Raw genomic sequence first — 24,920 nt, 5'->3', positions numbered from 1 at the left:
TCCCCTTATTTCAGTAATGTAGTGTCACACCTGCGTTTTTCTTCAACAGATCCTGATACAGCTCGGCATAGGGTTCGACCGCTTGATGCCAGTTGAAGGGTGCAGCCATTGCCCGGCAGCGCATGGCGTTGAGCAGGGCAGGGTTGGCGAAGACCTTGAACGCGCGGCTCAGGGCTTCGGTGTAGCTTTCCACGCTGGATTCATTGAACAGGAAACCGGTGACGCCATCCTCGATGGTGTCGGCCAGCCCGCCGGTATTGCGTGCCACCGGCAGCGAACCGAAGCGCTGGGCATACATCTGGCTCAGGCCGCAGGGCTCATAGCGCGATGGCATCAGCAGGAAATCGCTGCCAGCAAACATGCGCCGGGCATCGGTCTCGTTGAAGCCGACACGCACGCCGATCTTTCCTGGATAGCGGGCCGCCAGCTCGCGCATGGCGTCCTCTTCTTCCGGTTCACCACGGCCGATCACGGCAATCTGGCCACCCTGGCTGACGATGTACTCGGCGACGCCGATGGTCAGGTCCAGGCCTTTTTGATAGACCAAGCGCGACACCACGGCAAACAGCGGGCCGCTGGACGGTTCCAGTTCGAACAGCTCGCGCACATGATCGGCGTTGATTTCCTTGCGCTGCCATTCATTGGGCGCAAAACGGCAGATCAGGTGTTCGTCGGTGGCCGCATCCCAGCTCGAATCGATGCCATTGGGAATACCGCTGAGCAGGCCTTTCTGTGCCTTGCTCTGCAGGAAGCCTTCCAGGCCGCAACCGAAGTCCGGCGTGGCGATTTCCTTGGCGTAGGTGGCGCTGACCGTGGTGATATGGCTCGCATACGCCATGCCGGCCTTGATAAAGGACAGCTTGCCGTAGAATTCCATGCCTTCGCTGCTCAGGGCTTCGTCGGGAATCCCCAGCTCGCGGCTCGAATGAGTGCTGACGGTGCCCTGGTAAGCCAGGTTATGGATGGTGAAGATGCTCGGCGTGGACTGGCCGCGCCAGCGCATGTAGGCGGGCGCCAGGCCAGCCGGCCAGTCATGGGCGTGAACCAGTTCAGGACACCATTGGGTCTTGACGGCACCGGCGGCGAAATCGGCGGCGGCCAGGCCCAGGCGGGCAAAGCGAATATGGTTGTCGGCCCAGTCACGGCCGTGGTTATCGCCGTAGGGCGTGCCTTCGCGTTCGTACAGTTCCGGGCAGATCAATACATAGATGACCAGGCCGTCCTTCATGTCCATGCGGCCGATCTTGCACGGCGGCAGTGCGGCATGACCACCCAGTTCACTGATCACATGGATAGGGTTGCCACTATTGAGGACTTGCGGGTAGCCGGGGATCAGCACACGGACGTCGTGCAGGTGACGCATGGCTCGCGGCAGAGCAGCAGATACATCGCCCAGGCCCCCGGTTTTCACCAGGTCAGCCAACTCGGAGGTTACGAACAGGATTTTGCGCCTGTTGATCTGCGAAATCGTTGGCTGTGAAGCAGGCAGTTGCAGCAGTGGAACGCTTGTCGTTGCGAAGACCGGCAGATGAGTCAGCTCGCTGGCCGGCTGATTAAAACTCTCTCCCTGTTGGGTTTTGACAGCGGCGCTTATCATCGATTTCTCCCATTTGATTCAGTGTCGGTGCAGCACATTGAGTTCTTATGTGGCCACTTCCTGTGGCCCGGCACAAAAGCCCTACGCAAGATCAATACCCATTTAATGTATGTGTGATGACAGTGCAGGGGTAAAAGGCGCCAATACCAAGGCCCAGCCATTAGCATAGGCGCTCTAACTAGCTGACCGGGGGCATATTCAGAAGTTTCGACTTTTTTTCTCGGAAATGTCTGGCATAAGGATTGGCGGCTTGTCTGTAGGGCTAAAACCGCAGAATGCCCAGGCCTGCAATCACGCCTTTGCGCCTTTTTGGGGCGCCGAAACAGGACCGAAAGGGCCGGATGACCGGTCGTCGGATTGTTTGACAATGCGCCCAGGCAGAGCGCAAAAGCGCTATATCGCTGCCCGATTTCAGCCACCGAATCTGCTTGATCACCTTGTGCGCTGCTTCGCGGTGCAGTCGAAGCACGATCATTGCGCAGTTAGAGACATTTCCTACGATCTGCTCGGAACATTTTGGCGCGCGGCACGATAGAATCGACGTCCGCAGGGCTGGCACGGCAAGCACGATCCAGTCAGGCCCATCTGTATTGAATGTTGAGAATGAGGTTGTAAATGGAAGCCCCAGAGGTGCTGGTATTACAGGCGAGCTACAGCAACCCGGTGCATGCCGATGCCATTGGTTTTGTGCTCAATCACTACGCAGAGGATGTCATGGGCGGGGGTAAGTCACTGCCTGCCGACACGCTGCAGCAACTGGCCGGTGAATTGGCCAAGCGGCCCCATGCTTTCAGCGTACTGGCGTTTGTGGCGGGCCAGCCGGTCGGTCTGATCAACTGCTTCGAGGGCTTCTCCACGTTCGCCTGTCGTCCGCTGGTCAATATTCATGACGTGGCGGTGATCGCGCAGTGGCGGGGCAAGGGCATCAGCCAGAAGATGCTGGCCAAGGTCGAGGAAATCGCTCGTCAGCGCGGGTGCTGCAAGTTGACCCTGGAAGTGTTGCAAGGCAACACGGCGGCCCAGGGGGCTTATCGCAAGATGGGCTTTGCCGGTTATGCGCTGGACCCGGAGATGGGCGATGCGATGTTCTGGCAGAAGGCGCTCTGAGGAGCGCCACACTGCAGTCTGTGGGACCGGCTTCAGCCGGGAAGAGGCCCGAACAGCCGATAGATATTCACTGCCTTGAATATCGCCTTCCCGGCTGAAGCCGGTCCCACATTCATCGATGCTATTTCTTCGCGACTTCAGGCGTAGGCGCGACAGGCGCAGGCTGGGTCGACTGGATCTGAGTGAAGTCGCGCAGATTCTTCGTATACGGATCGCCGATCAGGCGCGGGCGTTCCTTGAAGTCCAGGCTGACCAGGCTGCGGGTCGGGTCCAGTTCGTCGAAGCTCAGGCCGGCCAGTTGTGCCCAGGTATGGATCAGTTGGGAGCTGGTGTACGGGCGGCTCTTGATACTGCTGAAGTCCCAGTTATGGGTCTGCTGCCACTTCGGCGAGGCATAGACCATGAATGGCACGGTATACATCGGCACGGTCGGCGCAGCTTCGTTACGGCCCAGGACCTTGTGGCCCGGCGAGTCATAGACATCTTCGCCGTGGTCGGACAGGTACAGCAGGAAGCCGTTGGGGTCGGCCTTGGTGTATTCCTTTATCAGGCTGGACACGACGAAGTCGTTGTACAGCACCGCGTTGTCGTAGCTGTTGTATAGCTCCAGCTGGCTGTCGCTGATGCCGTCAGGCACGCCCTTGCGGTCGGTAAACTGCTCGAAAGTCGGCGGATAGCGGTACTGGTAGCTCATGTGGGTTCCGAGCAGGTGGACCACGATGAGTTTGCGCGGGGCTGGATCGTTCAGCGCCTTGGCAAACGGCTCGATGGCGTCACCGTCATACTGGCGGGCGTTCTGGTTGCGGTTGTTGTTCAGATAGGTCTGTTCATCCGCCTGTTCCGAGAACGTTGTCAGCATGGTGTTGCGCTTGGTCATGGTCTGCTGGTTGGTGATCCAGAACGTCTTGTAGCCCGCCTGTTTCATCACGCCGACAATGGACGGTGTCTTCAGGTACAGGTCCGGGTTCTCTTCGTCAGCAAAGGTCAGGACCTGTTGCAGCGCCTCGATTGTGTAGGGGCGCGGGGTGATCACGTTGGTGAAGACCTGCAACTGGTCCTTGAGCTGGTCCAGGTTCGGCGTGGTCTGCCGTGGATACCCATATAGATGCATGCGCTGGCGGTTGGTGGATTCGCCGATGACCAGAACCAGGGTCTTGGGAGCATCGGGCTGTTGTTCCTTGAGGTTTTTCAGCGGCGCGACCTTGCTGCTGCTCGACAGCATGTCCTGCATGTTGTCCAACTGCTGGGTATAGCGGTGGTAGGCCACCAGCATCTGCCATGGTACGGCCGGTTCGATGCGGCTTTCGAACGCTTCGATGCCGCCGGCGGTGTCATCATGTCGGGCCAGCTGTTTGGCCAGCGGATAGCCAATGATGCCGACCAGCAGTACCGCCGAGACTGCCAGCGCTCGGCCCTTGGGCATGTACACCGGGCGCAGGCGGGTCCACAGAAACACCGAGAACAGGGTATGGGCAATGAACGCCAGGACGATCCACCAGGCGAAATACTGGGTCATGTACTCGCCCGCTTCAGAGATGTTCGACTCGAACATGATGAAGATGACGCTTTGCGAGAACTCCTGCTGATAGATGAAAAAGTAACCCAGGCTGGCCATGGAGCACGCCCACAGCACGACACCGATGACTGCTGCCATGGCACGGGTCTTGTTCGGGAACAGCAGCATCGGCGCCAGCCAGATGCCGCTCATCACAAAGGCCTGGCGAAAGCCCGAGAAGCCGGAGGTGCCGGTGGAGACAATCAGCAGTTGGGTGATACCGGAGAAGTACCAGAAGAATACGAACAGCCAGGCCACGCCGGCCCAATCAAAACCTTTCGAGGTCGTAGCGCCCCGTTTCACTGTAGACATCAAGCACTCCAGCCTATTTCAGTCGCTTGCGCACGCCATCCTCACGGACGAGGTGACAAAGAAGCTGCAGTATTGCTATCGCGTTGTGAAAAAAGTGTCACAGAGGTGAAGTCGCTGCGGCCAAGTGCTGTCGGGAGCGTTACAATAGATGTCCAGTCGGACAACAAAAGACGTTGGAGTTTTGCGAGGGCGTTACGAGGGGCAAGCCGCCGATCGGGCTTGCCGCGGGGAGGGCGCGAAGAGAAGAAGGATCAGGCGTTCAGGGCGGCAGTGTTGCTCAACTGGGCCTGTTGCAGCATCAGTGTCAGATGCGCGACCTTGTTCTGCAGTTGTTCGCGTTCTTCCTTGAGCTTGCGCAGCTCGTCGCGACGGACTGTGACATACAGGGTTTGTGGTGCGATTGCTGGTAGTACTGTGCCCATTGCTCACCTCGCAAATGGCGGGATTCAACCTGAAAGACCTGGCGCCCTGACAAATTGTCGTTGCGTGTCTCTCTATCGGCGCTGATTCTGATTTCTTTCGGGCTGGAATGGAACTTTTTTATTTTTAATTGTCACGAACCGTTCCTGATCGCGAAAATACGCATTATCAGGCACGCTTCTGTCTAGCATTCCCTTTTCAGGGAACCGATACCCAATCTCTCCGGACTAACCCTTCACGCATCGGAATCGAGCGTGCCGGGCTATAAAGAGAGGCACTTCTTTTCATGAATCAAGGAGCACCTCTACATGCAACTCGGGATTATTGGACTGGGCCGCATGGGCGGCAACATTGCACGGCGTTTGATGCTCGATGGCCATACGACTGTGGTCTATGACCGCGACGAAGTCTCGCGCAAGACCCTGGCCGGTGAAGGCTCTACCGCCGTGAACGACCTGCCAGGCATGGTCGCCGCCCTGGAAAAGCCCCGTGCCATCTGGGTCATGCTGCCCGCCGGTGCGCCTACCGAGGACACTATCGAGACCCTCGGCCAATTGCTCGAAGCTGGCGATGTGATCATCGACGGCGGCAACACCTTCTATAAGGACGACGTACGTAGGGCCAAGGCCCTCGAAGAGAAAGGCCTGCACTATGTCGACGTCGGCACTTCCGGCGGCGTCTGGGGCCTGGAGCGCGGTTTCTGCATGATGATCGGTGGCGATGCTTCGGTGGTCGAACGCCTTGACCCGCTGTTCGCCACCCTGGCTCCGGGTATTGGCGACGTGCCGCGTACCAAGGACCGCAACTCTACGGATGATCGTGCCGAGCGCGGTTATATCCATGCAGGTCCCGCCGGGTCGGGTCACTTCGTCAAGATGATCCATAACGGCATCGAATACGGAATGATGCAGGCCTTTGCTGAAGGCTTCGACATTCTCAAGCAGAAAAACTCGGAAAACCTGCCGCCGGAACAGCGTTTCGACCTGAACATGGCCGATATCGCTGAAGTCTGGCGTCGTGGCAGCGTGGTTTCGTCCTGGCTGCTGGACCTGACCGCCGACGCCCTGGCAACCGATCCGAAACTGGATGCCTATTCCGGCGCCGTGGCTGACAGCGGCGAAGGTCGCTGGACGATCGAAGCCGCCATGGAGCAGGCCGTGCCGGTTCCGGTGCTGTCCAGCGCACTGTTTGCCCGTTTCCGCTCGCGTCAACAAAGTACGTATGGCGACAAATTGCTGTCCGCCATGCGCTTCGGTTTTGGTGGTCATAAAGAAGGGAAATAAACGATGGGGCTGTCGCGTACGCACGAATCCCGCAAGAAGACACCTGAAGTAGCTCCACCGACGACCTTGTTTCTGTTCGGTGCCCATGGCGATCTGGTCAAGCGACTGTTGATGCCGGCACTGTACAACCTGACCCGCGATGGTCTGGTGGACAAGGGGCTGCATATCGTCGGCGTCGATCACAATGCGATCAGCGACGCCGATTTTGCCAAGAAACTGGAGGATTTCATCCGCCAGGAGGCGGCAAAGAAAGGCAGTGAAGGCGCCGAAGTCCTGGATCCGAAGATCTGGGCCGATCTGGCCGGACGCATCAGCTACATACAGGGTGATTTTCTCGACGATTCGACGTACAGCGACATCGCTGCCCGAATCAAGAGCAACGGCACCGACAACGCGGTGTTTTACCTGGCCACGGCGGCGCGCTTCTTCAGTGAAGTCGCCACCCGCCTGGGTAAAAGCGGCTTGCTGGAAGAGGGCGATGAGTACTTCCGGCGAGTCGTCATCGAAAAACCTTTCGGCTCTGACCTGGCCAGCGCCCAGGCGTTGAACGCCTGTCTGCTCAAGGTCATGAACGAGAAACAGATTTACCGGATCGATCACTATCTGGGCAAGGAAACGGTGCAGAACATTCTGGTCAGCCGTTTCTCCAACGGTCTGTTCGAATCTTTCTGGAACAACCATTACATCGACCACGTACAGATTACGGCGGCGGAAACCGTCGGCGTCGAAACCCGTGGCAGCTTTTACGAAACCACGGGCGCCCTGCGTGACATGGTGCCCAATCACTTATTCCAGCTTCTGGCCATGGTAGCCATGGAGCCTCCTGCGGCGTTCGGCGCTGATGCCGTACGCGGGGAAAAAGCCAAGGTCGTCGGCGCGATCCGGCCCTGGAGCGACAAAGAGGCCCTGGCCAACTCGGTGCGTGGTCAATACGCCGCCGGCGGCAAGGGCGACAAGGCCGTGCCGGGCTATCGCGAGGAGGATCGCGTCGATCCCGCCAGCAATACCGAGACCTTTGCGGCTATCAAGGTGATGATCGATAACTGGCGCTGGGTCGGCGTGCCTTTCTACCTGCGCACCGGCAAGCGCATGAGCGTGCGTGACACCGAAATCGCCATCTGCTTCAAGCACGCGCCCTACGCGCAGTTCCGCGACACCGATATCGAGCGGCTCAAGCCCAACTACCTGCGCATCCAGATCCAGCCCAACGAAGGCATGTCCTTTGACCTGCAGGCCAAGCGCCCGGGGCCGACCCTGGAATTGCAGAACATCGAACTGGGCTTTGCCTACAAGGACTTCTTTGAAATGCAGCCTTCGACCGGTTACGAAACGCTGATCTATGACTGCATGACCGGCGATCAGACCCTGTTCCAGCGCGCCGACAATATCGAAAACGGTTGGCGCGCCGTGCAACCGTTCCTCGATGCCTGGGCCGCGCATCCCCATGTCGAGCTGTACAAGGCGGGTGAGGATGGCCCCGAAGCAGCCGATGAGTTGCTTTCCCGAGACGGCCGCGAATGGCACAGCATCGGATGAGCGATTCGACGCAACCCCTCATCCGTTTCCTGCTCTCCGATATCGATGGCACGCTGTTGCGCCCCGATCACAGCCTGAGCCAGGCCAATGTCGACGCCATTGCCCGTTTGCGTGCGGCAGGCATTCATTTCACCCTGGCCAGCAGTCGCCCGCCGAGGGCCATGCGTCAACAGATAGAGGCCCTGGGCATTGCCTTGCCGACGGTGGCCTTCAATGGCGGCAACCTGATCAATCCCGACGGCAGCCTGTTGCTGGCCCATCGCATCGATCCGGCGGCGGCTCGTACCACGCTCGAGTTGTTTGCCCGGCATCCAGTCTCGACCTGGCTGTTTGCCGATGATCAATGGTATCTGCTCGACCCCGAGGGCGATTATGTCGCCCATGAGCAGCACACCCTGGGTTACGGCCCGGTGCTGGTCGAGAGCTTCGAGCCTTATCTGGACCGGGCTGACAAGATTGTCGCCGCCAGCAAGGACTTCGAGTTGCTCAAGCGCCTTGAGGTCGAGCTTAATCCGTTGATCGAGGGCTCGGCCCATGCCGCGCGCTCCCAGGATTACTATCTGGATGTCACCGCCCTGGATGCCAATAAGGGCACCGCGTTGGCCTCACTGGCCGAGCTGCTGGGCGTGCCGCTGGCGCAGACGGCCGCTATTGGTGATGGCGGCAACGACGTCGCCATGTTCCGCCGCGCCGGTCTTTCCATTGCCATGGGCCAGGCCGAGGAGGGCGTACGCAGCCAGGCTGACCATGTCACCGGCAGCAATCTGCAGGACGGCGTAGCCATGGCAATCGAGCAATACATCCTGCCGCATTGAGTGGCATTGCGCTGCATGACCTCGGGTGGACAAGGTTTTATGGCTGCACTGATTGAAGACTATGCCCTGTTGGGCAATTGCAAGACCGCTGCCCTGGTGGCGCGGGATGGTTCGCTGGACTGGTTGTGTTTCCCGCGTTTCGATTCGCCGGCCTGTTTTGCTGCCTTGCTCGGCGAAACCGATAATGGTCGCTGGAAGATTGCCCCCAGTCAGGAGGTTCGGCATGTCCAGCGGCGCTATCTGGACGGCACCCTGATCCTGCAGACGCAATTCGAGACTGACACCGGCCGTGCCCGCCTGATCGAGTTCATGCCTATGGGTGCCGGCAACCATGTAGTGCGCATCGTCGAGGGTCTGGAAGGCGAGGTGAAGTTCGCCATGGACCTGACTATCCGCTTCGATTACGGCAGCTCCGTGCCCTGGGTGGAAAAGCACGACCCCCATACCCTCACGGCGGTGGCCGGGCCGGAGATGCTGGTGTTGCGTACGCCATCGGAGCTCGAGGCCATGGACCATCATACGACCAGCCATTTTCGCGTCGAAAGCGGCCAGCGGCGGGTCTTTACCCTCAGTCATCAGCCCTCCAACGAGCCGATTGCCGAGGCATTGGATGGTGAAGGCGTACTCAAGGAAGCCGAAGCCTTTTGGCTGGAGTTCTCTAATCGCTGCCCCGATGTCGGGCCATGGACCGAACAGGTCAAGCGCTCGCTGATCACCCTCAAGGCCATGACCTACCAGCCCACAGGCGGGATCGTTGCGGCGGTGACCACATCCCTGCCCGAGCAGATCGGCGGTGAGCGCAACTGGGATTACCGGTTTTGCTGGCTGCGGGATGCGACCATGACCCTGCTGGCCTTCATGAACCTCGGCTATTTTGAGGAAGCCAATGCCTGGCGCGCCTGGTTGATGCGCTCGGTGGCGGGTAATCCGGAGCAGATCCAGATCATGTATGGCCTGGGCGGCGAGCGGCGCCTGCCGGAGCTTGAGCTGCCCTGGCTCAAGGGCTATGAAGGCTCAGGCCCGGTGCGCATCGGCAATGGCGCGGCGACCCAGATGCAACTGGATGTCTATGGCGAAGTGGCGGATGCCATGACCCAGGCGGTCAAGGGCGGTCTGCCACGACCGCCGCGCAGTGTGGCGATTTCCAAGGTGATCATGCCGTTCCTTGAGGAGGTGTGGCATAAACCGGACCAGGGTATCTGGGAGATTCGCTCCGAGCCCCGGCATTTTACCCATTCCAAAGTCATGGCCTGGGTGGCGTTTGACCGCAATGCCAGCCTGATCGAGCAGTCTGCGAAGACCGCAGAAGAGCGTGAACTGGCCCGGCATTACCGTGGCGTGGCCGATCAGATTCATGCCGATGTCTGCGCGCACGGCTTCGATGCGCAAATGGGCAGCTTCGTGCAGACCTACGGCGGCAAGGAACTGGACGCCAGCCTGTTGCAAATCGCCCTGACCGGCTTCCTGCCTGCCAAGGATCCGCGGGTGATCGGCACCGTGGCGCATATCGAGCGCAGCCTGATGCAGAATGGCCTGTTGCTGCGCTATGACAGTGAGCGCAGTGACGACGGCGTCTCGGGTCATGAGGGCACCTTCCTGGTCTGTTCGTTCTGGCTGGCCGATGTCTACGTGTTGCTGGGACGCGAGGCCGAGGCGCGGGAGCTGTTCGATCGGCTGTGCGGGCTGTGCAACGATGTCGGCCTGCTGTCCGAACAGTACGACTCGCAAAGCCAGCGCATGCTGGGCAACTTCCCCCAGGCGTTCAGTCATATCGGCATTATCAATACCGCGTTGAACCTGCACCGGGTCGAGTGCCCGGCCAAGAGTCGGAGCGAGGCCTAGCGACTCAAATTGCATGGGTCAGAGGGCCTTGCGCAAAGTCAGGTTAATCCGCTGCTCCCCCAGCAGCGGATGACTGGCCTGTTTGATCGGCTGCACACCGTGAAAGCGCAGCCGGTCAACCCCGCCCCAGACCACCACATCACCATGAAACAGCGGCAGCCGTTGCGGTCTGTCGCTGCGCTCGAAACCGCCGAATTCGAAGATCGCAGCAATTCCCAGGGAAATGGAGACAACCGGCCAACCGTGGTCGGCTTCGTCCTTGTCCTGATGCAGGGACATCTTCGCCCCCGGCACATAGCGGTTGATCAGGCAGGCGTCGGGAACGAAACCGGGAAAGCCGCCCGCTTCAGCGGCAGCTTGGGCCAGGGTCATGAGTTCTTCGGGAATCTGCGGCCAGGGTGAACCGGTTTGCGGGTCCTGGGGGCTGTAGCGATAGCCTTGGCGTGACGAGGTCCAGCCGACACTGCCGCAACAGGTCATGGCTGCCGACATGGTAAAGCCGCCGGGGGTGACCAGATGGCGGAGTGGTGCTTGCCGTACGACCGTACGCAAGGCGGGCAGCAGGCTTTCGCTCAGGGGCAGGGCAAAGCCGCGCAGAATGACGGATTGCGGGCCGATCCGTTCGGTGCCGGTGAGTTGGGGTTGATCGTCGGCGAACAGGTCGAGGGTGGCGGGAGTTTCGGTCTCGTGTCGCATCTTAATGTGGGACCGGCTTTAGCCGGGAAAGGGCAGGTATGACCGAAACATTTTTCTCGGCATTCATATCGTCTTCCCGGCTGAAGCCGGTCCCACAAATAAAGCGCATGGCTTACAGCGCCTTGCTGACCTTGACGTCGGTGATGTGGTCGTCGCTGGCACCGTGCATTTTTTCCAGGGCGGCCCTGGCTTCGTCGACCGAGTTTGATTGCAACTGGGCAAACTCGAAGCGGCGCTCACCGTTCAGCTTATAGCTGACCGCGTATTTGGTCGTTGGGGTAGGCTGGCTCATGGAAACTCCTTCAGCTCAGGCGCGACGTCGAGCGACGCACGATCTTGATCGAGTGGGTAAAGGCGGTTTTGCGCCCACCGTTGCTGTCGGTCTTGCGCCCTGTGGTATCCAGGGTAATGTTCCAGAAGCCGGTGCTGGGCACGGTAATCTTGGCCGGAAACTTGTCGAATGCGCCGCCGTGGTAAGTGTGACGACCGCCATTCTTGAAGCTGCGGAAGTTGGCGTCGTTCATCAGACGGATATTGCAGAGCTGGGAGCACTCGATGACGACCAGATCGTCTTCGTTGAGGTGCTCGCGCTGGTGGACGAATTTCATGGGGACTCCGGGGACGCGCTTTTGGCGCGCTTTTGCAAAAAACCGAAACGATAGCACGCAGCGTCCCGGTATTTATGGTCGATTGCAGTTTTCTTGCAGACTTTCTCGCTAAATGTGTCTGGATCGGGATCTAATCGCGCCCCTGCTTGTCGTACGGCCTGCCGCAATTTTTGCTGCGGCCGCCGAAACCGCAGCAGGCGTATTACTTTTATCTGGAGGGATTGTATGAAACTGGCCGTTGTAATCCTGGCCTTGGCGATGACCGGTTGCGCCACTGTTGAGGACATCGAGCACACACCAGCGACCATGAGCGTGATGTCGGGCAAAAGCCCGCGTGAGTATGCAGACTGCTTCCTGGGCAAGATCGCCGATAGCCGCAAGCCGCCTCTGGTCGAGGCGCATCACGAGGGCCTGCAGATCATCGTGGCGCAGAAGTTCAGCGCTGACCCTGCGGCTATCCTCAATATTGAAAACCGTTCCAGCGGCAGCTCGATCAAGGTTTATGAGCGCCTGTCCAATATGCCGCTGCGACCCAAGGATGTGCAGCGGGCCGCGACCGCCTGTATTTCCGGCTGATGACTGAAGGCGTTACTTGCAGACTACGGTAACGCTGCGGCCTTTGTAGTTGCCGACGTCCACGCCCAGGGTCTTGTCGCTTTCCTTGGGTTGCGGGGTGCCGTCGGTGCCGACAATTTCATAGCCGGTGCCCGCGCAAGAGTCACTGGCTTTTTGATAGCAACTGGCCCAGGACATGGCTTCGCCGGAGCAGTCGATGCTCAGGCCCTGGCGGCCGTTTTTCAATGTGGTGTTGGAGGCGGTCGCGCAGCCGACCAGGCCCAATATTGCTGCAATGCATAACAATCTGATCATGATTTTTTTCGCGTATGTGGAGGGGTGAAGAACGCCTGTGCAACTGAAAGACTTCGACTGTGGCGGTATGCCATCGTTCCGGCATTTTCTGCACATTTCTCACCGAATCAAACTGAATTGAGCGGCGGCGCGGCATGATAAGGCTGTTGTCATCATGCTGTCGCCCGGACGTCATCTGTCTGCAATTGCAGTGCTGTGGAATTGCCACAAATTATGTGGGAGTTCCACCATGCAAATTTGCGTAATCGGTGCTGGGTATGTAGGACTGGTCACGGCGGCGTGTTTTGCCGAAATGGGCAACCGTGTTGTCTGCGTGGAGCGCGATGCACGGCGTGTCGCCGCGCTACGCCGGGGTGAATGCCCGATCTACGAACCTGGCCTGGAAGCGATCATCAAGGCGCAATTGGCCAGTGGACAGCTCAGCTTTACCGATCGGTTGGCTCAGGGTGTCGGGCGTGCCGAGGTAGTCTTCATCGCGGTGGGTACGCCGAGCAATGAAGATGGCTCGGCTGATCTGTCCCATGTGCTCAACGTGGCCGACGAACTGGGACAATGCCTGGACCGGTCGTGCGTGGTGGTGGACAAGTCGACGGTCCCGGTCGGCACCGCCGAGCAGGTGCAGGAGCGAATCAATCGGCACTTGGCCCGGCGTGATGTCCTGGGCCGGGTCAAGGTTGCCAGCAACCCCGAATTTCTCAAGGAAGGCTCCGCTATCGAGGATTTCATGCGTCCGGACCGCATCGTTCTCGGCTGCCCGGATGATGAATCGGCCGAGCTGCTGCATCGCCTGTATAGCCCGTTCCTGCGCAACCGTGAGCGCGCCATGGTCATGGGCGTGCGTGCGGCGGAGTTCAGCAAATACGCGGCCAATGCCTTTCTGGCCACGAAGATTTCCTTCATCAACGAAATGGCCGGGTTGTGCGCCCACCTGGATGTGGATATCGAACAGGTACGCCACGCCATCGGTGCCGACAAGCGTATCGGCACGCACTTTATCTATGCCGGTTGCGGTTACGGCGGTTCGTGTTTTCCCAAGGATGTGCGGGCGCTGATCAACACCGCCGAACAGCAAGGCTTCGATCCGCAAATTCTGCGCGCAGTGCAGGCGCGCAATGCGAAACAGAAGACGCTGTTGTTCGAGGCCCTGGTCCAGCACTTTGGCGGTTATCTACAGGGGCGAGTGGTCGCGCTCTGGGGGCTGTCGTTCAAGCCGGGCACCGATGATCTGCGTGAAGCGCCGAGCCTGGTACTTATTGACGCCCTGTTGGCGGCCGGCGCAAGGATTCAGGCTACAGATCCGGCAGCGATGTCTGCGGTGGCCGAGTATTATTCCCACGCAATCGAAAGCGGTCAGCTACGCTTGAGCGAGTCGTTGTACAGCTGCGCCGAGGGCGCAGACGCGGTCGTTCTGTTGACCGAGTGGAAGCAGTTTCGCCAGCCTGATTTCACCCGCGTAAGGGGGGTGATGCGAATGCCCGTACTGTTCGACGGTCGCAATATCTACGATTGCGTTGAACTATCTGGCCTGGGATTCCTCTACCATGGCATCGGACGGCCAGTAGCGGGCCATTGTAAGGTGACCGCTGCGTGATTAGACTGCGCCGCTAACACCCACAGCCCTTATCAAGGACTTTTATGATCAAGAAATGCTTGTTCCCTGCAGCCGGTTACGGCACTCGCTTTTTGCCAGCGACCAAAGCCATGCCCAAGGAAATGCTGCCGGTGGTCAACAAGCCACTGATCCAATACGGTGTGGAAGAAGCCCTTGCTGCTGGACTGACTGAAATCTCCATCGTGACGGGTCGTGGCAAGCGTGCACTGGAAGACCATTTCGATATCAGCTACGAGCTGGAACACCAGATCAAGGGCACTGATAAAGAGAAGTACCTGGTCGGTATCCGTAAACTGATCGACGAGTGCTCTTTCGCTTATACGCGTCAGACTGAAATGAAAGGCTTGGGCCACGCAATCCTCAGCGGCCGCCCACTGATCGGCAACGAAGCTTTCGCCGTAGTCCTGGCTGACGACCTGTGCGTCAATCTGGAAGGCGACGGCGTGCTGGCGCAGATGGTCAAGCTGCACAAGCACTACGGCTGCTCGATTGTTGCTATCCAAGAAGTCGATCCGCAGGAAACCAACAAGTACGGCGTCATTGCCGGTGAAGAAATCAAGCCGGGCCTGTTCCGCGTGACCGACATGGTCGAGAAGCCAAAGCCGGAAGATGCACCGTCGAACCTGGCGATCATCGGCCGTTACATCCTGACCCCGGATATCTTCGAGAAAATCGAGCAGACCGAGCCAGGCAAAGGCGGCGAAATTCAGATCACCGACGCCCTGATGAAGCAGGCTGCCGAAGGCAACGTGCTGGCTTACAAGTTCAAGGGCCAGCGTTTCGACTGCGGTGGTGCTGAAGGCTACATCGAGGCAACCAATTTCTGCTTCGAGAACATCTACAAGACCGGTAAGGTGAATCACATCGCAGGTCTTGAATAAGCACGATTTTAGTCGTGATGTTTAACGGCTGATTAATAGTGTTGTAGGGCAAAGCCACTTTCGGGTGGCTTTGTCGTTTCTGTCTTACACGGTTATGCTAGCCGTCTGATTAGGGAGACAGAAATGGCCTACGACTTTGACTTGTTTGTTATCGGTGCCGGTTCCGGGGGCGTTCGTGCTGCGCGTTTTGCTGCGGGCTTTGGTGCTCGCGTTGCGGTAGTCGAAAGCCGTTACCTGGGCGGGACCTGCGTCAACGTCGGTTGCGTGCCCAAAAAACTGCTGGTCTACGGCGCACACTTCGCTGAAGAGTTCGAGCAGGCCAAGAGTTTCGGCTGGACGCCAGGGGAGGCCGAGTTTGACTGGGGCACTCTGATTGCCAACAAAAACCAGGAAATCGAGCGACTCAACGGCATTTACCGCAATCTGCTGGTCAATAGCGGCGTGACCTTGCTCGAAGGCCATGGCCGCCTGCTGGGGCCGAATAAGGTCGAGGTCAATGGTCAGGCCTACAGCGCCGAACATATCCTCATTGCCACCGGCGGCTGGCCGCAGGTGCCGCAATTCCCCGGTAGCGAACACGCGATCACCTCCAATGAGGCGTTTTTCCTGCCGCAGCTGCCCAAGCGCATAGTGGTCGTCGGCGGCGGTTATATCGCCGTAGAGTTTGCCTCGATCTTCAACGGCCTGGGCGCGCACGTTACCCAGCTGTATCGCGGCGAGCTGTTCCTGCGTGGTTTTGACGGCAGCGTGCGCAAGCATCTACACGAAGAGCTGGTCAAGCATGGTCTGGACATCCGCTTCAATAGCGATGTCGAGCGCATCGACAAACAGGCAGATGGCAGCCTGCTCGTCACCCTCAAGGATGGCAGCACGCTGGAAACCGACTCGGTGTTTTACGCCACCGGTCGCCGGCCGATGCTCGATAACCTCGGCCTGGAAACCGTCGACATCAAGTTGAACAAGGATGGCTCCATCGCCGTTGATGAGCACTACCAGACCAGCGAGCCATCGATCCTGGCTCTGGGTGATGTCATTGGTGGTGTACAGCTGACGCCGGTGGCCCTTGCCGAGGGCATGGCCATTGCCCGTCGCCTGTTCAAGCCGGAGCAGTATCGTCCGGTCGATTATCGGCACATTCCCACTGCGGTGTTCAGCTTGCCGAATATCGGCACTGTCGGGTTGACCGAGGAAGAGGCGGTCAAGGCCGGGCATGAGGTGCAGATTTTCGAAAGCCGTTTCCGACCGATGAAACTCAGCCTCACCGACAATCAGGAACGCACCCTGATGAAGCTGGTAGTAGATGCCAAGACCGATGTGGTGCTGGGTTGCCATATGGTCGGGCCAGATGCCGGCGAGATCGTCCAGAGCCTGGCCATCGCGCTGAAGGCTGGCGCGACCAAGCGCATTTTCGACGACACCATTGGCGTCCATCCGACGGCTGCCGAGGAATTCGTCACCATGCGCAGCCCCGTGGCTCGCTAGGACTTCACCGTAATTGCTGTTGCCCGGGATTCAGGATGAAACCCGGGTTGTCTGGATTGACAGGACGGACCCACCGTGAAAAGCGCTAATACCTCGGCAGTCATGCCATTGCACCCCGTTGAGCGTGAAGATTTGGAACCTATGCGTCAGATCGATGCCCTGTGGGAGAGCGAGCGACAGTTCCGTACGCTGGCCGACAACATGAGTCAGTTGGCCTGGACGGCTGATCCCGCCGGGCATATCCATTGGTACAACGGCCGCTGGTATGACTATACCGGCGCGACTATGGAGTCCATGCAGGCTCTGGGCTGGGGCGCGGTGCATCATCCCGAGCATGGCGAACGGGTCATGGCGCGGTTGCGGCATTGCTTCGCTACTGGCTCTATCTGGGAAGACACCTTTCCACTGCGCAGCAAGGACGGGCGCTTCTGTTGGTTTCTGTCTCGGGCCTTGCCGATTCGTGATGAGCAGGGCCATATCACCCACTGGCTCGGCACGCACACGGATATCACCGCTCAGGTCAATGCCGAAGAGGCCCTGCGCGAGCTCAACGAAAGCCTGGAATTGCGGGTTGCCGAACGCACCCGTGAGCTGGCCGATATCAATCGTCTGCTGCAAGTCGAGATGGCCGAGCGGGCGCAGGCCGAAGAGGCGCTGCGTCATGCGCAGAAAATGGATGCCATCGGTCAGTTGACTGGTGGCATTGCCCACGACTTCAACAATATGCTGACCGGCGTGCTCGGTGCCCTGGATCTGATCCAGCGCCGGGTGGCGGCGGGGCGGGTGGGCGAGATTGATCGCTATATCAATGCTGCCGTAACCTCGGCCAACCGCGCGGCGGCCCTGACCCACCGCCTGCTGGCGTTTGCCCGGCGCCAGTCGCTCAATGCCTGTCCGGTGGACGTCAACCGCATGGTGGTGTCCATGGAGGAGTTGGTGCGCCGGACCATTGGTGAAAGCATCGAGCTGAAGATTGACCTTGCGGCACAACTGCCGATGACCCATACCGATGAGCATCAGCTGGAAAATGCCTTGTTGAATCTGGTCATTAATGCCCGGGATGCCATGCCCGGTGGCGGGCGCCTGTCGATTCGCAGTCGTTTGGCCTCGATTGCCGTGGCTCAGGATGGTTTGCCGGCGGGGCAGTACATCCAGCTCAGCGTGGAAGACACCGGCAGCGGGATCTCGGCGGATGTGATCGGGCAGGTGTTCGATCCGTTTTTCACCACCAAGCCGATTGGCCAGGGCACCGGGTTGGGCTTGTCGATGGTCTACGGCTTTATTAACCAAAGCGGCGGCCATGTGCAGTTGGATAGCGTTGAAAACCAGGGCACGCAAATTCATCTGTACCTGCCGCGCCATCTCGACGCCGGGCAAGGGGCGGTGGAGGCTGTCGATCTGCTAAACCCGCCTCGGGCCATTCAGGGTGAGCGGGTATTGGTGGTGGAGGATGAAGCCGCCGTACGCATGCTGGTGGTGGATGTGTTGCGTGAGCTGGGCTATTCGACACTGGAGGCAGCCGACAGCAAAAGCGCGTTGCCGCTCCTGCAAAGTGGCGAGCGTATCGACCTGCTAGTCAGTGATGTCGGCCTGCCGGGGCTCAATGGTCGACAGCTGGCGGAAATCGCCCGGCAGCACCGACCTGGTCTGCGGGTTCTGTTCATGACCGGGTATGCGCGCAATGCCCAGGTTCGCGGGGATTTCCTCGAGCCGGGCATGGATATGCTGACCAAGCCGTTTACCGTCGAAGAGCTGGCGCAGCGGGTGCGTCAGATGATTGAAGAGGGCTGATGGGCATGCACCGTTGAGGCGACTTGTGGGAGCAAGCTTGGTTGCGAAAGGGCCAGCGCGGAGTGAAGCTTCTGTAGGAGCTGCCGAAGGCTGCGATAGCGGTGTACCAGATAGACCCATTCGCAGCCTTCGGCCGCTCCTACAGGCCGTGTTTGTTGCGCGGCAGCGCGGTGTTGAGGACGAGGCGAGATATCCTCCGAGTCCAGTTTCAATCCGGATCTTTCGGTGACGTCACCTCTTCAGGCGCCACCTGACTCGCCCGCAAATTCTCCATGGTCACTTCAGCCTTGGCCAATAACAGCTCCAGCAGGCGATTCTGTTGGCGTTGCTCATTAAGTTGCTGACCCAACTGATCATTTTCCCGCTGGCTGGTATTCAGGCGCACCTCCATCAAAGCGCACTGTTGATGGGCCTGCTGGCTGCGTTCGCTGAGCTGACCAATCCTGATCTCGGACTTCTGTAACTGATCCCCCAGCTCGTCGTGCTCGCGCCGGGTGTTTCGAGCTTCGATCAATAGCCTTTCATTGTCGCGATTGAGCTGGGTGATTTCATCCTGGCGTACCGATGCGCTTTGCTGTGCCTGGCGCAGCTCCATCTGCAGTTGCTGCACCTGGCCTTCATGGCGGCGTTGCTCCTGTTCGCGCTGTTCTTTGACCGCGCTGCGGTAGTGCTCCAGAGCATCGCGGGCATGCAGGTGCTTTTCTTCCAGGGAGCGAATCTGTGCGTCCCGGTCTTGCAGGCGTGTATCCAGATCCTGGCAGGCCTGGTTCAGGCGAGCATTCTCGGTCTGTTGGGCATGCAAGGCGTCACGGGTGACGAGGAGGTCGCTGCCTTGCTGTTGCAATTCCGTGGTCTGGCGATTGTGCTGCGTCGCCAATTCCTCCAGCTGACGTTCGGCCTGGGCTACGGCCTCGCGCATCAAGCGTTCGCGCGCTTCCAGCCTGGCCAGGGCTTCATCTATGCGTGCCTGCCCCTGTTCCTGGATGCGCTGGCTGAGATGGCTGACCAGTTGCAACAGCTCATCATCAACGCTGATTTGCGGACTGTCGTGCCCTGGATGATCGCTGTCCAGCTCCTTCAGGTAGCGATGAATCGTGGTTTTCGAGCCGGTATTACCCATTTCGATACGTACTGCATCAATGCTTGGATGCTCGCCACGGGCCAGTAGCGCCTGCCGTGCTTTGTGCACCACCGCCTTGTTTACGCCGCCCCGTGCCATGTTTGCTCCTACGATTTCGTACTGTGGTACGTACTATGTAAGTACATACTACGATATCGTCTAAATCTAAGCTTTTATTCGTTGAATAACAAACGGGATATTGGCGTATTATCCCGTGTCATGAATTATTCTGGTCTGTGGGAGCGAGGCTTGCCCGCGAAATCGGTGTGACTGTCACATCCCGTTCGCGGGCAAGCCTCGCTCCCACAGGTCTCATAAACACCTTGGATTCTTCCATGAGCGAACTGGACCGCTATCTCGACGCGGCCACCCGCGACAACACGCGGCGCAGCTATCGGGCGGCAATCGAGCACTTCGAAGTCACCTGGGGCGGTTTCCTGCCCGCCACGGCGGATTCGGTGGCGCGCTATCTGGCAGCCTATGCGCCGACCCTGTCGGTCAACACCCTGAAGCTGCGCCTGTCGGCATTGGCGCAATGGCACAGCAGCCAGGGCTTTGCCGATCCAACCAAGGCGCCGTTGGTGCGCCAGGTACTCAAGGGGATTCGTGCGTTGCACCCGGCCCGGGAAAAACAGGCCGAGCCCTTGCAGTTGCAGGATCTTGAGCAGTTGATCGGCTGGCTGGAGCAGGAGGCTGCGCGCGCTATTGCCTGTCAGGATCGCGGCACGCTATTGCGCTGTCGCCGCGATGCAGCGCTGGTCCTGCTGGGGTTCTGGCGCGGCTTTCGCAGTGATGAGCTGTGCCGCGTGCAGGTCGAGCACGTCCAGGCGCGGGCGGGCATGGGTATTGAGTTGTACTTGCCGCGCAGCAAGAGCGATCGCGGCAACCTGGGCCGCACTTATCAGGCACCGGCCTTGCAACGGCTTTGCCCGGTGCAGGCCTATATCGACTGGGTCGATTGCGCGGGCTTGAGCCATGGCCCGGTGTTTCGCAGCGTCGACCGCTGGGGCAATCTGGGCGAGGAGGGGTTGCATGCCAGCAGCATCATCCCCATGTTGCGTCAGATGCTCGAGCGTGCCGGTATTGCCGCCGAGCGGTACACCAGCCACTCGCTACGGCGAGGCTTTGCGACCTGGGCCCAACGTAACGGCTGGGATCTCAAGTCGCTGATGAGCTATGTCGGCTGGAAGGACATGAAATCGGCTTTACGCTACATCGAGGCCACGCCCTTCACCGGTCTGGCAGCGCCCGCAGCGGATATGAAGATTTCATCTATTAATAAACATCTCTTATAGTGAAAACCAATCGGCGGCATCAGGTTTGCCAATGAGCCCTTGCCAACGATTGTGCGTAAGCTTCACTCCATCGAATTCACAACCCATCAGGAGATTCACCGATGCCTATCATCAACAGCCAAGTAAAACCGTTCAAAGCGACTGCCTTCAAAAATGGCGCTTTTGTCGACGTTTCGGATGCCGACCTGAAAGGCAAGTGGTCCGTGGTGTTCTTCTACCCAGCCGACTTCACCTTCGTTTGCCCGACTGAACTGGAAGACCTGGCTGACAACTACGACGCATTCCAGAAGCTGGGCGTTGAAATCTACAGCGTGTCGACCGACACCCACTTTGCCCACGCTGCCTGGCACAACACTTCGCCAGCCATCGGCAAAATCCAGTACACCATGATCGGTGACCCAACCCTGACCATCTCCCGCAACTTCGACGTGCTGATCGAGGAAGCAGGTCTGGCTGACCGCGGTACTTTCGTGATCAACCCAGAAGGCCAGATCAAAATCGTTGAGCTGAACGACGGTGGTGTTGGCCGTGACGCTTCCGAGCTGCTGCGCAAAATCAAGGCTGCTCAGTACGTCGCTGCTCACCCAGGCGAAGTTTGCCCAGCCAAATGGCAGGAAGGCGAGGCCACTCTGGCTCCGTCCCTGGACCTGGTTGGCAAGATCTGAGTCGTTTGAATCGGCTAGGGGCGCTGAGCTCTTGAGCACGTAAACCGCATCGCCCCAAAAAACGCCCGGGCGGTCATCGCCTGGGCGTTGTTTTTTCTACTCCAGTAAAAGGAAGCCGCAGCATGTTGGACGCCAATCTTAAAGCCCAGTTGAAATCGTACCTGGAGCGGGTTACTCGCCCCATCGAGATCGTCGCGTCCCTTGATGACGGCGCCAAATCTCGCGAAACCCTCGAGCTGCTCAACGAAATCGTCAGCAGTTCCAACAAGATCACCCTGAATACCGACGGCAACGATGCGCGTAAACCATCGTTTGCTCTGAATAGCCCAGGCGAAAACATCAGCCTGCGCTTTGCCGGCCTGCCCATGGGTCACGAATTCACCTCGCTGGTACTGGCGCTGCTGCAAGTTGGCGGCTACCCGTCCAAGGCCAGTGAAGACACCATCGCTCAGGCCCGTGGCTTGACCGGTGAGTTCAAATTTGAAACCTATTTCTCCCTGACCTGCCAGAACTGCCCGGACGTGGTCCAGGCGCTGAACCTGCTGGCCGTGCTCAACCCTAATGTGCAGCACGTCGCCATCGAAGGCGGTGCGTTCCAGGAAGAAGTGACCGAGCGCCAGATCATGTCGGTGCCGAGCATTTACCTGAACGGCGAACTGTTCGGCCAGGGCCGCATGGGTCTGGAAGAAATCCTCGCCAAGATCGACACCAGTGCCGGTGATCGTCAGGCCGAGAAGCTCAACGCCAAGGCCGCCTTTGACGTGCTGGTGATCGGTGGTGGCCCGGCCGGTTCCGCAGCGGCTATCTATGCCGCCCGTAAAGGCATCCATACCGGCGTTGCCGCCGAGCGTTTTGGCGGCCAGGTGCTGGACACCATGGCCATCGAGAACTTCATCTCGGTACAGCACACAGAAGGGCCGAAACTGGCCGTGGCGCTGGAAGAACACGTCAAGCAGTACGAAGTTGACATCATGAACCTGCAACGCGCTTCCCAGCTGATTCCCGGCAAGGAAGGCGAGCTGCACACCGTGAAATTCGCCAACGGCGCGACCCTCAAGTCCCGCACTGTGATTCTGGCCACCGGTGCCCGCTGGCGCGAAATGAACGTGCCGGGCGAGCAGCAATACCGCAACAAGGGCGTGGCGTACTGCCCGCACTGTGACGGCCCGCTGTTCAAAGGCAAGCGTGTGGCGGTGATTGGTGGCGGTAACTCCGGTGTCGAAGCAGCCATCGACCTGGCCGGTATCGTCTCCCATGTGACCCTGCTGGAGTTCGACGTGCAGTTGCGTGCCGACGCGGTGTTGCAGCGCAAGCTCAACAGCCTGCCAAACGTCACCGTGATCACCAACGCCCAGACTTCCGAAGTCACCGGCGACGGTCAGAAGGTCAACGGTCTGCGCTACAAGAACCGCCTGAACGACGAAGTGATTGATGTCGCGCTGGAAGGTATCTTCGTGCAAATCGGTCTGCTGCCGAACACCGAATGGCTCAAGGGCGCCATCGAGCTGTCGCCACGCGGCGAGATCATTGTCGATGCCCGCGGTGAAACCTCGATTCCTGGCGTGTTTGGCGCCGGTGACGTGACCACCGTGCCGTACAAGCAGATCATCATCGCCCTGGGCGAAGGTGCCAAGGCTTCGCTGAGTGCTTTCGACCACCTGATCCGGTCGTCTATAGAGTCCTGATCGCTTCGCCAACCATAAAAAACCCTGCCTGTTTGCACAGGCAGGGTTTTTTTTGTGTCTGTGGGACCGGCTTTAGCCGGGAAGGCATATGTGTACATCAAAGACATGGAGCGCTTGTACCGGCCTTTTCCCGGCTGAAGCCGGTCCCACAGACCTCATTTCAACGCAGGTGGTGGCGCCCTGTTTACATCGGTGCAGGCTGAATGATCTCTACCCAGTAGCCGTCCGGGTCCTTGATAAAGGCCAGGCTCTTCATGCGGCCATCGCTCAGGCGCTTCTGGAAGGGCACGTTCAGCGCTTCGAAGCGCGCACAGGCGCTTTGCACATCCGGCACCGAGATGCAGATATGGCCGAAGCCGCGTGGGTCGGTGTTGCCATTGTGGTAGCTGAACGCCGGATCGTTTTCGGTGCCGTGGTTGTGGGTCAATTCCAGGATGCCGGGAATCGACTTCATCCATTGCGTGCGGGCCGCATCATCGACAGGGATTTGCGCCTTGTCGACCAGAGCGAGGAAATACAGGCTGAATTCCGCTTCCGGGAAATCACGCTTTTCCACCAGGCTGAAGCCCAGGATGCGTGTGTAGAAGTCCAGGGAGGCGGTGGCGTCCTTGACCCGCAGCATGGTGTGGTTGAACACGAACTGACGGGTGGCGGCTTCAGGTTCAGCGGTCACGCCCGGGAAGGTGTTGAGTTCATGCAGGCTCATGGATGTCTCCGTTGAGGGGTGAAAAGATGGGCGAATGATACGGCGCAAGGCGGGTGGTGCAAACCTGTACATCGATATAAGTCCTTGCCTGTGGGCAGGGCAGGGGCTCAGAATTTCCGCCTCTTTGTTCTGGTAGCGCCCACATGATTCGCCTGCAATACCGTCGTTCATTCTTCGCTCTGTGCCTTGTGCTCGCCTCCGAAGCCGTCAATGCCGCCGACACCCTGGTTGTCTGGCCGGCGGACTGGGAAGTGGAGTCGTTGCCTGTGGCCGATGCGCAGTCGTCGCTGCAAATGAGACAGCGTGCAGTGAAAAAGGATCAGGCCGGTAATCCGGCAATGGTCGTAGAGTTGAGCCAGTCGCGCCTGCAGGCGGGCCATGAGGTCAATGTCCAGGGCGTGCTGCTGGAGATGCGCAAGGCGGTGCAGATCAATTTTGTCCGCAGCGGCTTCCAGAGCGTCTGTACCCAGGTGAAGCCCGGCACCCTCAGTGGTGTTGCCTCGGTGGAAACCACCTGCACCATTACCCAGAACGGCGGCCATGTCATGACCCAGACCCTGGTTGCCGCAGCGAGCAGGGAAATGGCCTGGTCACTGTCCTACGCAGGTTCCGCGCAGGGCTACGAAGCCAATAAGGAAGAGGTGCTGCGTATTCGCGATGGTTTGCGTCTGAATGTCGATCCTTAGCGGGAGGCTCGGCAGTAGCCGTCAGGAGGGCAGGTAAAAACGACAGGCATAAAGAAGCCCGCCGAGGCGGGCATGGGGTGCTAATCCTTTAGCTGCGTTCATCCTGTAAGAATCGATGTGAAAAAAATGTGAAGGATTACGCTGGTCTAGGCCAATTCCTCTCGTTAAAAGGAAGATTCCTACAAGCTAATTGGAAATGACGGGTATTTATTTCGGCGGAGTTACGGATTTGAGTTAGACGTCTTTGTTCTGTCAAGAACGCTTGCTAATAACAGTGCGATAGAACTTTATTGACGTCATTTTTCTAGCGCTTGCGCGTAAAAGAGATAACTTTAGTTGTAAGAATTGTCTGAGTG

Annotated in this window: 22 protein-coding genes and 1 pseudogene; 14 read left to right on the top strand and 9 right to left on the bottom strand. The window is 59.0% G+C overall.

Annotated features, from left to right (window positions below; translation table 11 throughout):
- Nucleotides 1–10: 10 nt before the first annotated feature.
- Nucleotides 11–1,597 (bottom strand): glycogen synthase GlgA, encoded by a 1,587-nt coding sequence (gene glgA, locus AC1Z24_RS18350; protein WP_483742074.1) that lies wholly within the window; start codon nt 1,595–1,597, stop codon nt 11–13.
- A 615-nt stretch (nt 1,598–2,212) separates the two neighbouring features.
- Here glgA and AC1Z24_RS18345 point away from each other — a divergent pair.
- Nucleotides 2,213–2,704, top strand: coding sequence for a GNAT family N-acetyltransferase (locus AC1Z24_RS18345; RefSeq protein WP_483742073.1), 492 nt, complete (start codon nt 2,213–2,215; stop codon nt 2,702–2,704).
- A gap of 121 nt (nt 2,705–2,825) precedes the next feature.
- Here AC1Z24_RS18345 and AC1Z24_RS18340 read toward each other — a convergent pair whose 3' ends face one another.
- Both AC1Z24_RS18340 and AC1Z24_RS18335 read right to left on the bottom strand, forming a co-directional pair.
- Nucleotides 2,826–4,571, bottom strand: a complete 1,746-nt coding sequence (locus tag AC1Z24_RS18340) for a phosphoethanolamine transferase CptA (RefSeq protein ID WP_483742072.1) — start codon at nt 4,569–4,571, stop codon at nt 2,826–2,828.
- A gap of 251 nt (nt 4,572–4,822) precedes the next feature.
- Complete coding sequence (locus AC1Z24_RS18335; protein WP_259103147.1) at nt 4,823–4,993, bottom strand: DUF6026 family protein; 171 nt, start codon at nt 4,991–4,993, stop codon at nt 4,823–4,825.
- A 306-nt stretch (nt 4,994–5,299) separates the two neighbouring features.
- On the opposite strand from AC1Z24_RS18335, the gene gnd reads away from it, so the two are divergent.
- The 4 genes from gnd to AC1Z24_RS18315 are packed head-to-tail and all read left to right on the top strand — an operon-like array spanning nt 5,300 to nt 10,467.
- Nucleotides 5,300–6,274: a phosphogluconate dehydrogenase (NAD(+)-dependent, decarboxylating) gene (gnd, locus tag AC1Z24_RS18330; protein WP_483742071.1), complete on the top strand. Its 975-nt coding sequence runs from the start codon at nt 5,300–5,302 to the stop codon at nt 6,272–6,274.
- Between the two features lie 3 nt (nt 6,275–6,277).
- Nucleotides 6,278–7,810, top strand: a complete 1,533-nt coding sequence (gene zwf / locus AC1Z24_RS18325) for a glucose-6-phosphate dehydrogenase (protein WP_483742070.1) — start codon at nt 6,278–6,280, stop codon at nt 7,808–7,810.
- Nucleotides 7,807–8,625 (top strand): HAD family hydrolase, encoded by an 819-nt coding sequence (locus tag AC1Z24_RS18320; protein ID WP_483742069.1) that lies wholly within the window; start codon nt 7,807–7,809, stop codon nt 8,623–8,625. Before zwf ends, AC1Z24_RS18320 begins: the two co-directional genes overlap by 4 nt.
- A gap of 39 nt (nt 8,626–8,664) precedes the next feature.
- Nucleotides 8,665–10,467: a glycoside hydrolase family 15 protein gene (locus AC1Z24_RS18315; RefSeq protein ID WP_483742068.1), complete on the top strand. Its 1,803-nt coding sequence runs from the start codon at nt 8,665–8,667 to the stop codon at nt 10,465–10,467.
- Between the two features lie 18 nt (nt 10,468–10,485).
- Here AC1Z24_RS18315 and alkB read toward each other — a convergent pair whose 3' ends face one another.
- From alkB to AC1Z24_RS18300, 3 genes are all read right to left on the bottom strand, one after another.
- Nucleotides 10,486–11,163, bottom strand: coding sequence for a DNA oxidative demethylase AlkB (alkB, locus tag AC1Z24_RS18310; protein ID WP_483742067.1), 678 nt, complete (start codon nt 11,161–11,163; stop codon nt 10,486–10,488).
- Between the two features lie 112 nt (nt 11,164–11,275).
- On the bottom strand, nt 11,276–11,455 hold the full coding sequence (locus AC1Z24_RS18305) for a hypothetical protein (RefSeq protein ID WP_483742066.1): 180 nt from the start codon (nt 11,453–11,455) through the stop codon (nt 11,276–11,278).
- A gap of 10 nt (nt 11,456–11,465) precedes the next feature.
- Nucleotides 11,466–11,771 carry a DUF1883 domain-containing protein gene (locus AC1Z24_RS18300; RefSeq protein ID WP_259103133.1) on the bottom strand — a complete coding sequence of 102 codons (306 nt, stop codon included), beginning with the start codon at nt 11,769–11,771 and terminating at the stop codon, nt 11,466–11,468.
- A 225-nt stretch (nt 11,772–11,996) separates the two neighbouring features.
- Between AC1Z24_RS18300 and AC1Z24_RS18295 the strand changes: the two genes are divergently transcribed.
- A complete protein-coding gene (locus AC1Z24_RS18295) occupies nt 11,997–12,347 on the top strand; it encodes a hypothetical protein (protein ID WP_483742065.1) in 351 nt (116 codons plus the stop codon).
- 12 nt (nt 12,348–12,359) lie between these two features.
- Here the strand turns inward: AC1Z24_RS18295 and AC1Z24_RS18290 are convergent, their stop codons facing one another.
- Nucleotides 12,360–12,641: a hypothetical protein gene (locus AC1Z24_RS18290; RefSeq protein WP_259103129.1), complete on the bottom strand. Its 282-nt coding sequence runs from the start codon at nt 12,639–12,641 to the stop codon at nt 12,360–12,362.
- 229 nt (nt 12,642–12,870) lie between these two features.
- On the opposite strand from AC1Z24_RS18290, the gene AC1Z24_RS18285 reads away from it, so the two are divergent.
- The 4 genes and pseudogenes from AC1Z24_RS18285 to AC1Z24_RS18270 all read left to right on the top strand — a co-directional run.
- Nucleotides 12,871–14,232: a UDP-glucose dehydrogenase family protein gene (locus AC1Z24_RS18285; RefSeq protein ID WP_483742064.1), complete on the top strand. Its 1,362-nt coding sequence runs from the start codon at nt 12,871–12,873 to the stop codon at nt 14,230–14,232.
- Nucleotides 14,233–14,276: 44 nt separating this feature from the next.
- Entirely contained in the window at nt 14,277–15,134 is an 858-nt protein-coding gene (gene galU, locus AC1Z24_RS18280) for a UTP--glucose-1-phosphate uridylyltransferase GalU (protein WP_483742063.1), read from the top strand.
- A 123-nt stretch (nt 15,135–15,257) separates the two neighbouring features.
- A complete protein-coding gene (gene gorA, locus AC1Z24_RS18275; RefSeq protein WP_483742062.1) occupies nt 15,258–16,616 on the top strand; it encodes a glutathione-disulfide reductase in 1,359 nt (452 codons plus the stop codon).
- Nucleotides 16,617–16,751: 135 nt separating this feature from the next.
- Nucleotides 16,752–18,407 (top strand): annotated as a pseudogene (locus tag AC1Z24_RS18270) (hybrid sensor histidine kinase/response regulator); the annotation flags it as partial.
- 208 nt (nt 18,408–18,615) lie between these two features.
- Here the strand turns inward: AC1Z24_RS18270 and AC1Z24_RS18265 are convergent.
- The gene (locus AC1Z24_RS18265; RefSeq protein WP_483742061.1) at nt 18,616–19,626 is read right to left on the bottom strand and encodes a DNA-binding protein; all 1,011 of its coding nucleotides are present in this window, start codon (nt 19,624–19,626) and stop codon (nt 18,616–18,618) included.
- A gap of 236 nt (nt 19,627–19,862) precedes the next feature.
- On the opposite strand from AC1Z24_RS18265, the gene AC1Z24_RS18260 reads away from it, so the two are divergent.
- The 3 genes from AC1Z24_RS18260 (at nt 19,863) to ahpF (ending at nt 23,172) form a co-directional block, all read left to right on the top strand.
- Entirely contained in the window at nt 19,863–20,822 is a 960-nt protein-coding gene (locus AC1Z24_RS18260; protein ID WP_483742060.1) for a site-specific integrase, read from the top strand.
- Nucleotides 20,823–20,923: 101 nt separating this feature from the next.
- Nucleotides 20,924–21,487 carry an alkyl hydroperoxide reductase subunit C gene (gene ahpC, locus AC1Z24_RS18255; protein ID WP_259103120.1) on the top strand — a complete coding sequence of 188 codons (564 nt, stop codon included), beginning with the start codon at nt 20,924–20,926 and terminating at the stop codon, nt 21,485–21,487.
- 122 nt (nt 21,488–21,609) lie between these two features.
- Nucleotides 21,610–23,172, top strand: a complete 1,563-nt coding sequence (gene ahpF / locus AC1Z24_RS18250; protein ID WP_483742059.1) for an alkyl hydroperoxide reductase subunit F — start codon at nt 21,610–21,612, stop codon at nt 23,170–23,172.
- Between the two features lie 184 nt (nt 23,173–23,356).
- On the opposite strand, the gene gloA is transcribed toward ahpF, so the two are convergent.
- Nucleotides 23,357–23,878 (bottom strand): lactoylglutathione lyase, encoded by a 522-nt coding sequence (gloA, locus tag AC1Z24_RS18245; RefSeq protein WP_483742058.1) that lies wholly within the window; start codon nt 23,876–23,878, stop codon nt 23,357–23,359.
- 143 nt (nt 23,879–24,021) lie between these two features.
- Between gloA and AC1Z24_RS18240 the strand changes: the two genes are divergently transcribed.
- Nucleotides 24,022–24,564 (top strand): DUF4946 domain-containing protein, encoded by a 543-nt coding sequence (locus AC1Z24_RS18240; RefSeq protein ID WP_483742057.1) that lies wholly within the window; start codon nt 24,022–24,024, stop codon nt 24,562–24,564.
- The last annotated feature ends 356 nt before the right edge of the window (nt 24,565–24,920 follow it).

This window comes from Pseudomonas sp. JL23 (genome assembly GCF_056933585.1).
The sequence above is the reverse complement of the archived record's forward strand: the minus strand, read 5'-3'. Positions and strand labels throughout refer to the sequence as shown.

What these genes read in the sequence shown, in the direction of transcription:
- glgA (WP_483742074.1), bottom strand. Translation starts at nt 1,597, where the DNA reads ATGATAAGCGCCGCTGTCAAAACCCAACAGGGAGAGAGTTTTAATCAG.
- AC1Z24_RS18345 (WP_483742073.1), top strand. Translation starts at nt 2,213, where the DNA reads ATGGAAGCCCCAGAGGTGCTGGTATTACAGGCGAGCTACAGCAACCCG.
- AC1Z24_RS18340 (WP_483742072.1), bottom strand. Translation starts at nt 4,571, where the DNA reads ATGTCTACAGTGAAACGGGGCGCTACGACCTCGAAAGGTTTTGATTGG.
- AC1Z24_RS18335 (WP_259103147.1), bottom strand. Translation starts at nt 4,993, where the DNA reads ATGGGCACAGTACTACCAGCAATCGCACCACAAACCCTGTATGTCACA.
- gnd (WP_483742071.1), top strand. Translation starts at nt 5,300, where the DNA reads ATGCAACTCGGGATTATTGGACTGGGCCGCATGGGCGGCAACATTGCA.
- zwf (WP_483742070.1), top strand. Translation starts at nt 6,278, where the DNA reads ATGGGGCTGTCGCGTACGCACGAATCCCGCAAGAAGACACCTGAAGTA.
- AC1Z24_RS18320 (WP_483742069.1), top strand. Translation starts at nt 7,807, where the DNA reads ATGAGCGATTCGACGCAACCCCTCATCCGTTTCCTGCTCTCCGATATC.
- AC1Z24_RS18315 (WP_483742068.1), top strand. Translation starts at nt 8,665, where the DNA reads ATGGCTGCACTGATTGAAGACTATGCCCTGTTGGGCAATTGCAAGACC.
- alkB (WP_483742067.1), bottom strand. Translation starts at nt 11,163, where the DNA reads ATGCGACACGAGACCGAAACTCCCGCCACCCTCGACCTGTTCGCCGAC.
- AC1Z24_RS18305 (WP_483742066.1), bottom strand. Translation starts at nt 11,455, where the DNA reads ATGAGCCAGCCTACCCCAACGACCAAATACGCGGTCAGCTATAAGCTG.
- AC1Z24_RS18300 (WP_259103133.1), bottom strand. Translation starts at nt 11,771, where the DNA reads ATGAAATTCGTCCACCAGCGCGAGCACCTCAACGAAGACGATCTGGTC.
- AC1Z24_RS18295 (WP_483742065.1), top strand. Translation starts at nt 11,997, where the DNA reads ATGAAACTGGCCGTTGTAATCCTGGCCTTGGCGATGACCGGTTGCGCC.
- AC1Z24_RS18290 (WP_259103129.1), bottom strand. Translation starts at nt 12,641, where the DNA reads ATGATCAGATTGTTATGCATTGCAGCAATATTGGGCCTGGTCGGCTGC.
- AC1Z24_RS18285 (WP_483742064.1), top strand. Translation starts at nt 12,871, where the DNA reads ATGCAAATTTGCGTAATCGGTGCTGGGTATGTAGGACTGGTCACGGCG.
- galU (WP_483742063.1), top strand. Translation starts at nt 14,277, where the DNA reads ATGATCAAGAAATGCTTGTTCCCTGCAGCCGGTTACGGCACTCGCTTT.
- gorA (WP_483742062.1), top strand. Translation starts at nt 15,258, where the DNA reads ATGGCCTACGACTTTGACTTGTTTGTTATCGGTGCCGGTTCCGGGGGC.
- AC1Z24_RS18265 (WP_483742061.1), bottom strand. Translation starts at nt 19,626, where the DNA reads ATGGCACGGGGCGGCGTAAACAAGGCGGTGGTGCACAAAGCACGGCAG.
- AC1Z24_RS18260 (WP_483742060.1), top strand. Translation starts at nt 19,863, where the DNA reads ATGAGCGAACTGGACCGCTATCTCGACGCGGCCACCCGCGACAACACG.
- ahpC (WP_259103120.1), top strand. Translation starts at nt 20,924, where the DNA reads ATGCCTATCATCAACAGCCAAGTAAAACCGTTCAAAGCGACTGCCTTC.
- ahpF (WP_483742059.1), top strand. Translation starts at nt 21,610, where the DNA reads ATGTTGGACGCCAATCTTAAAGCCCAGTTGAAATCGTACCTGGAGCGG.
- gloA (WP_483742058.1), bottom strand. Translation starts at nt 23,878, where the DNA reads ATGAGCCTGCATGAACTCAACACCTTCCCGGGCGTGACCGCTGAACCT.
- AC1Z24_RS18240 (WP_483742057.1), top strand. Translation starts at nt 24,022, where the DNA reads ATGATTCGCCTGCAATACCGTCGTTCATTCTTCGCTCTGTGCCTTGTG.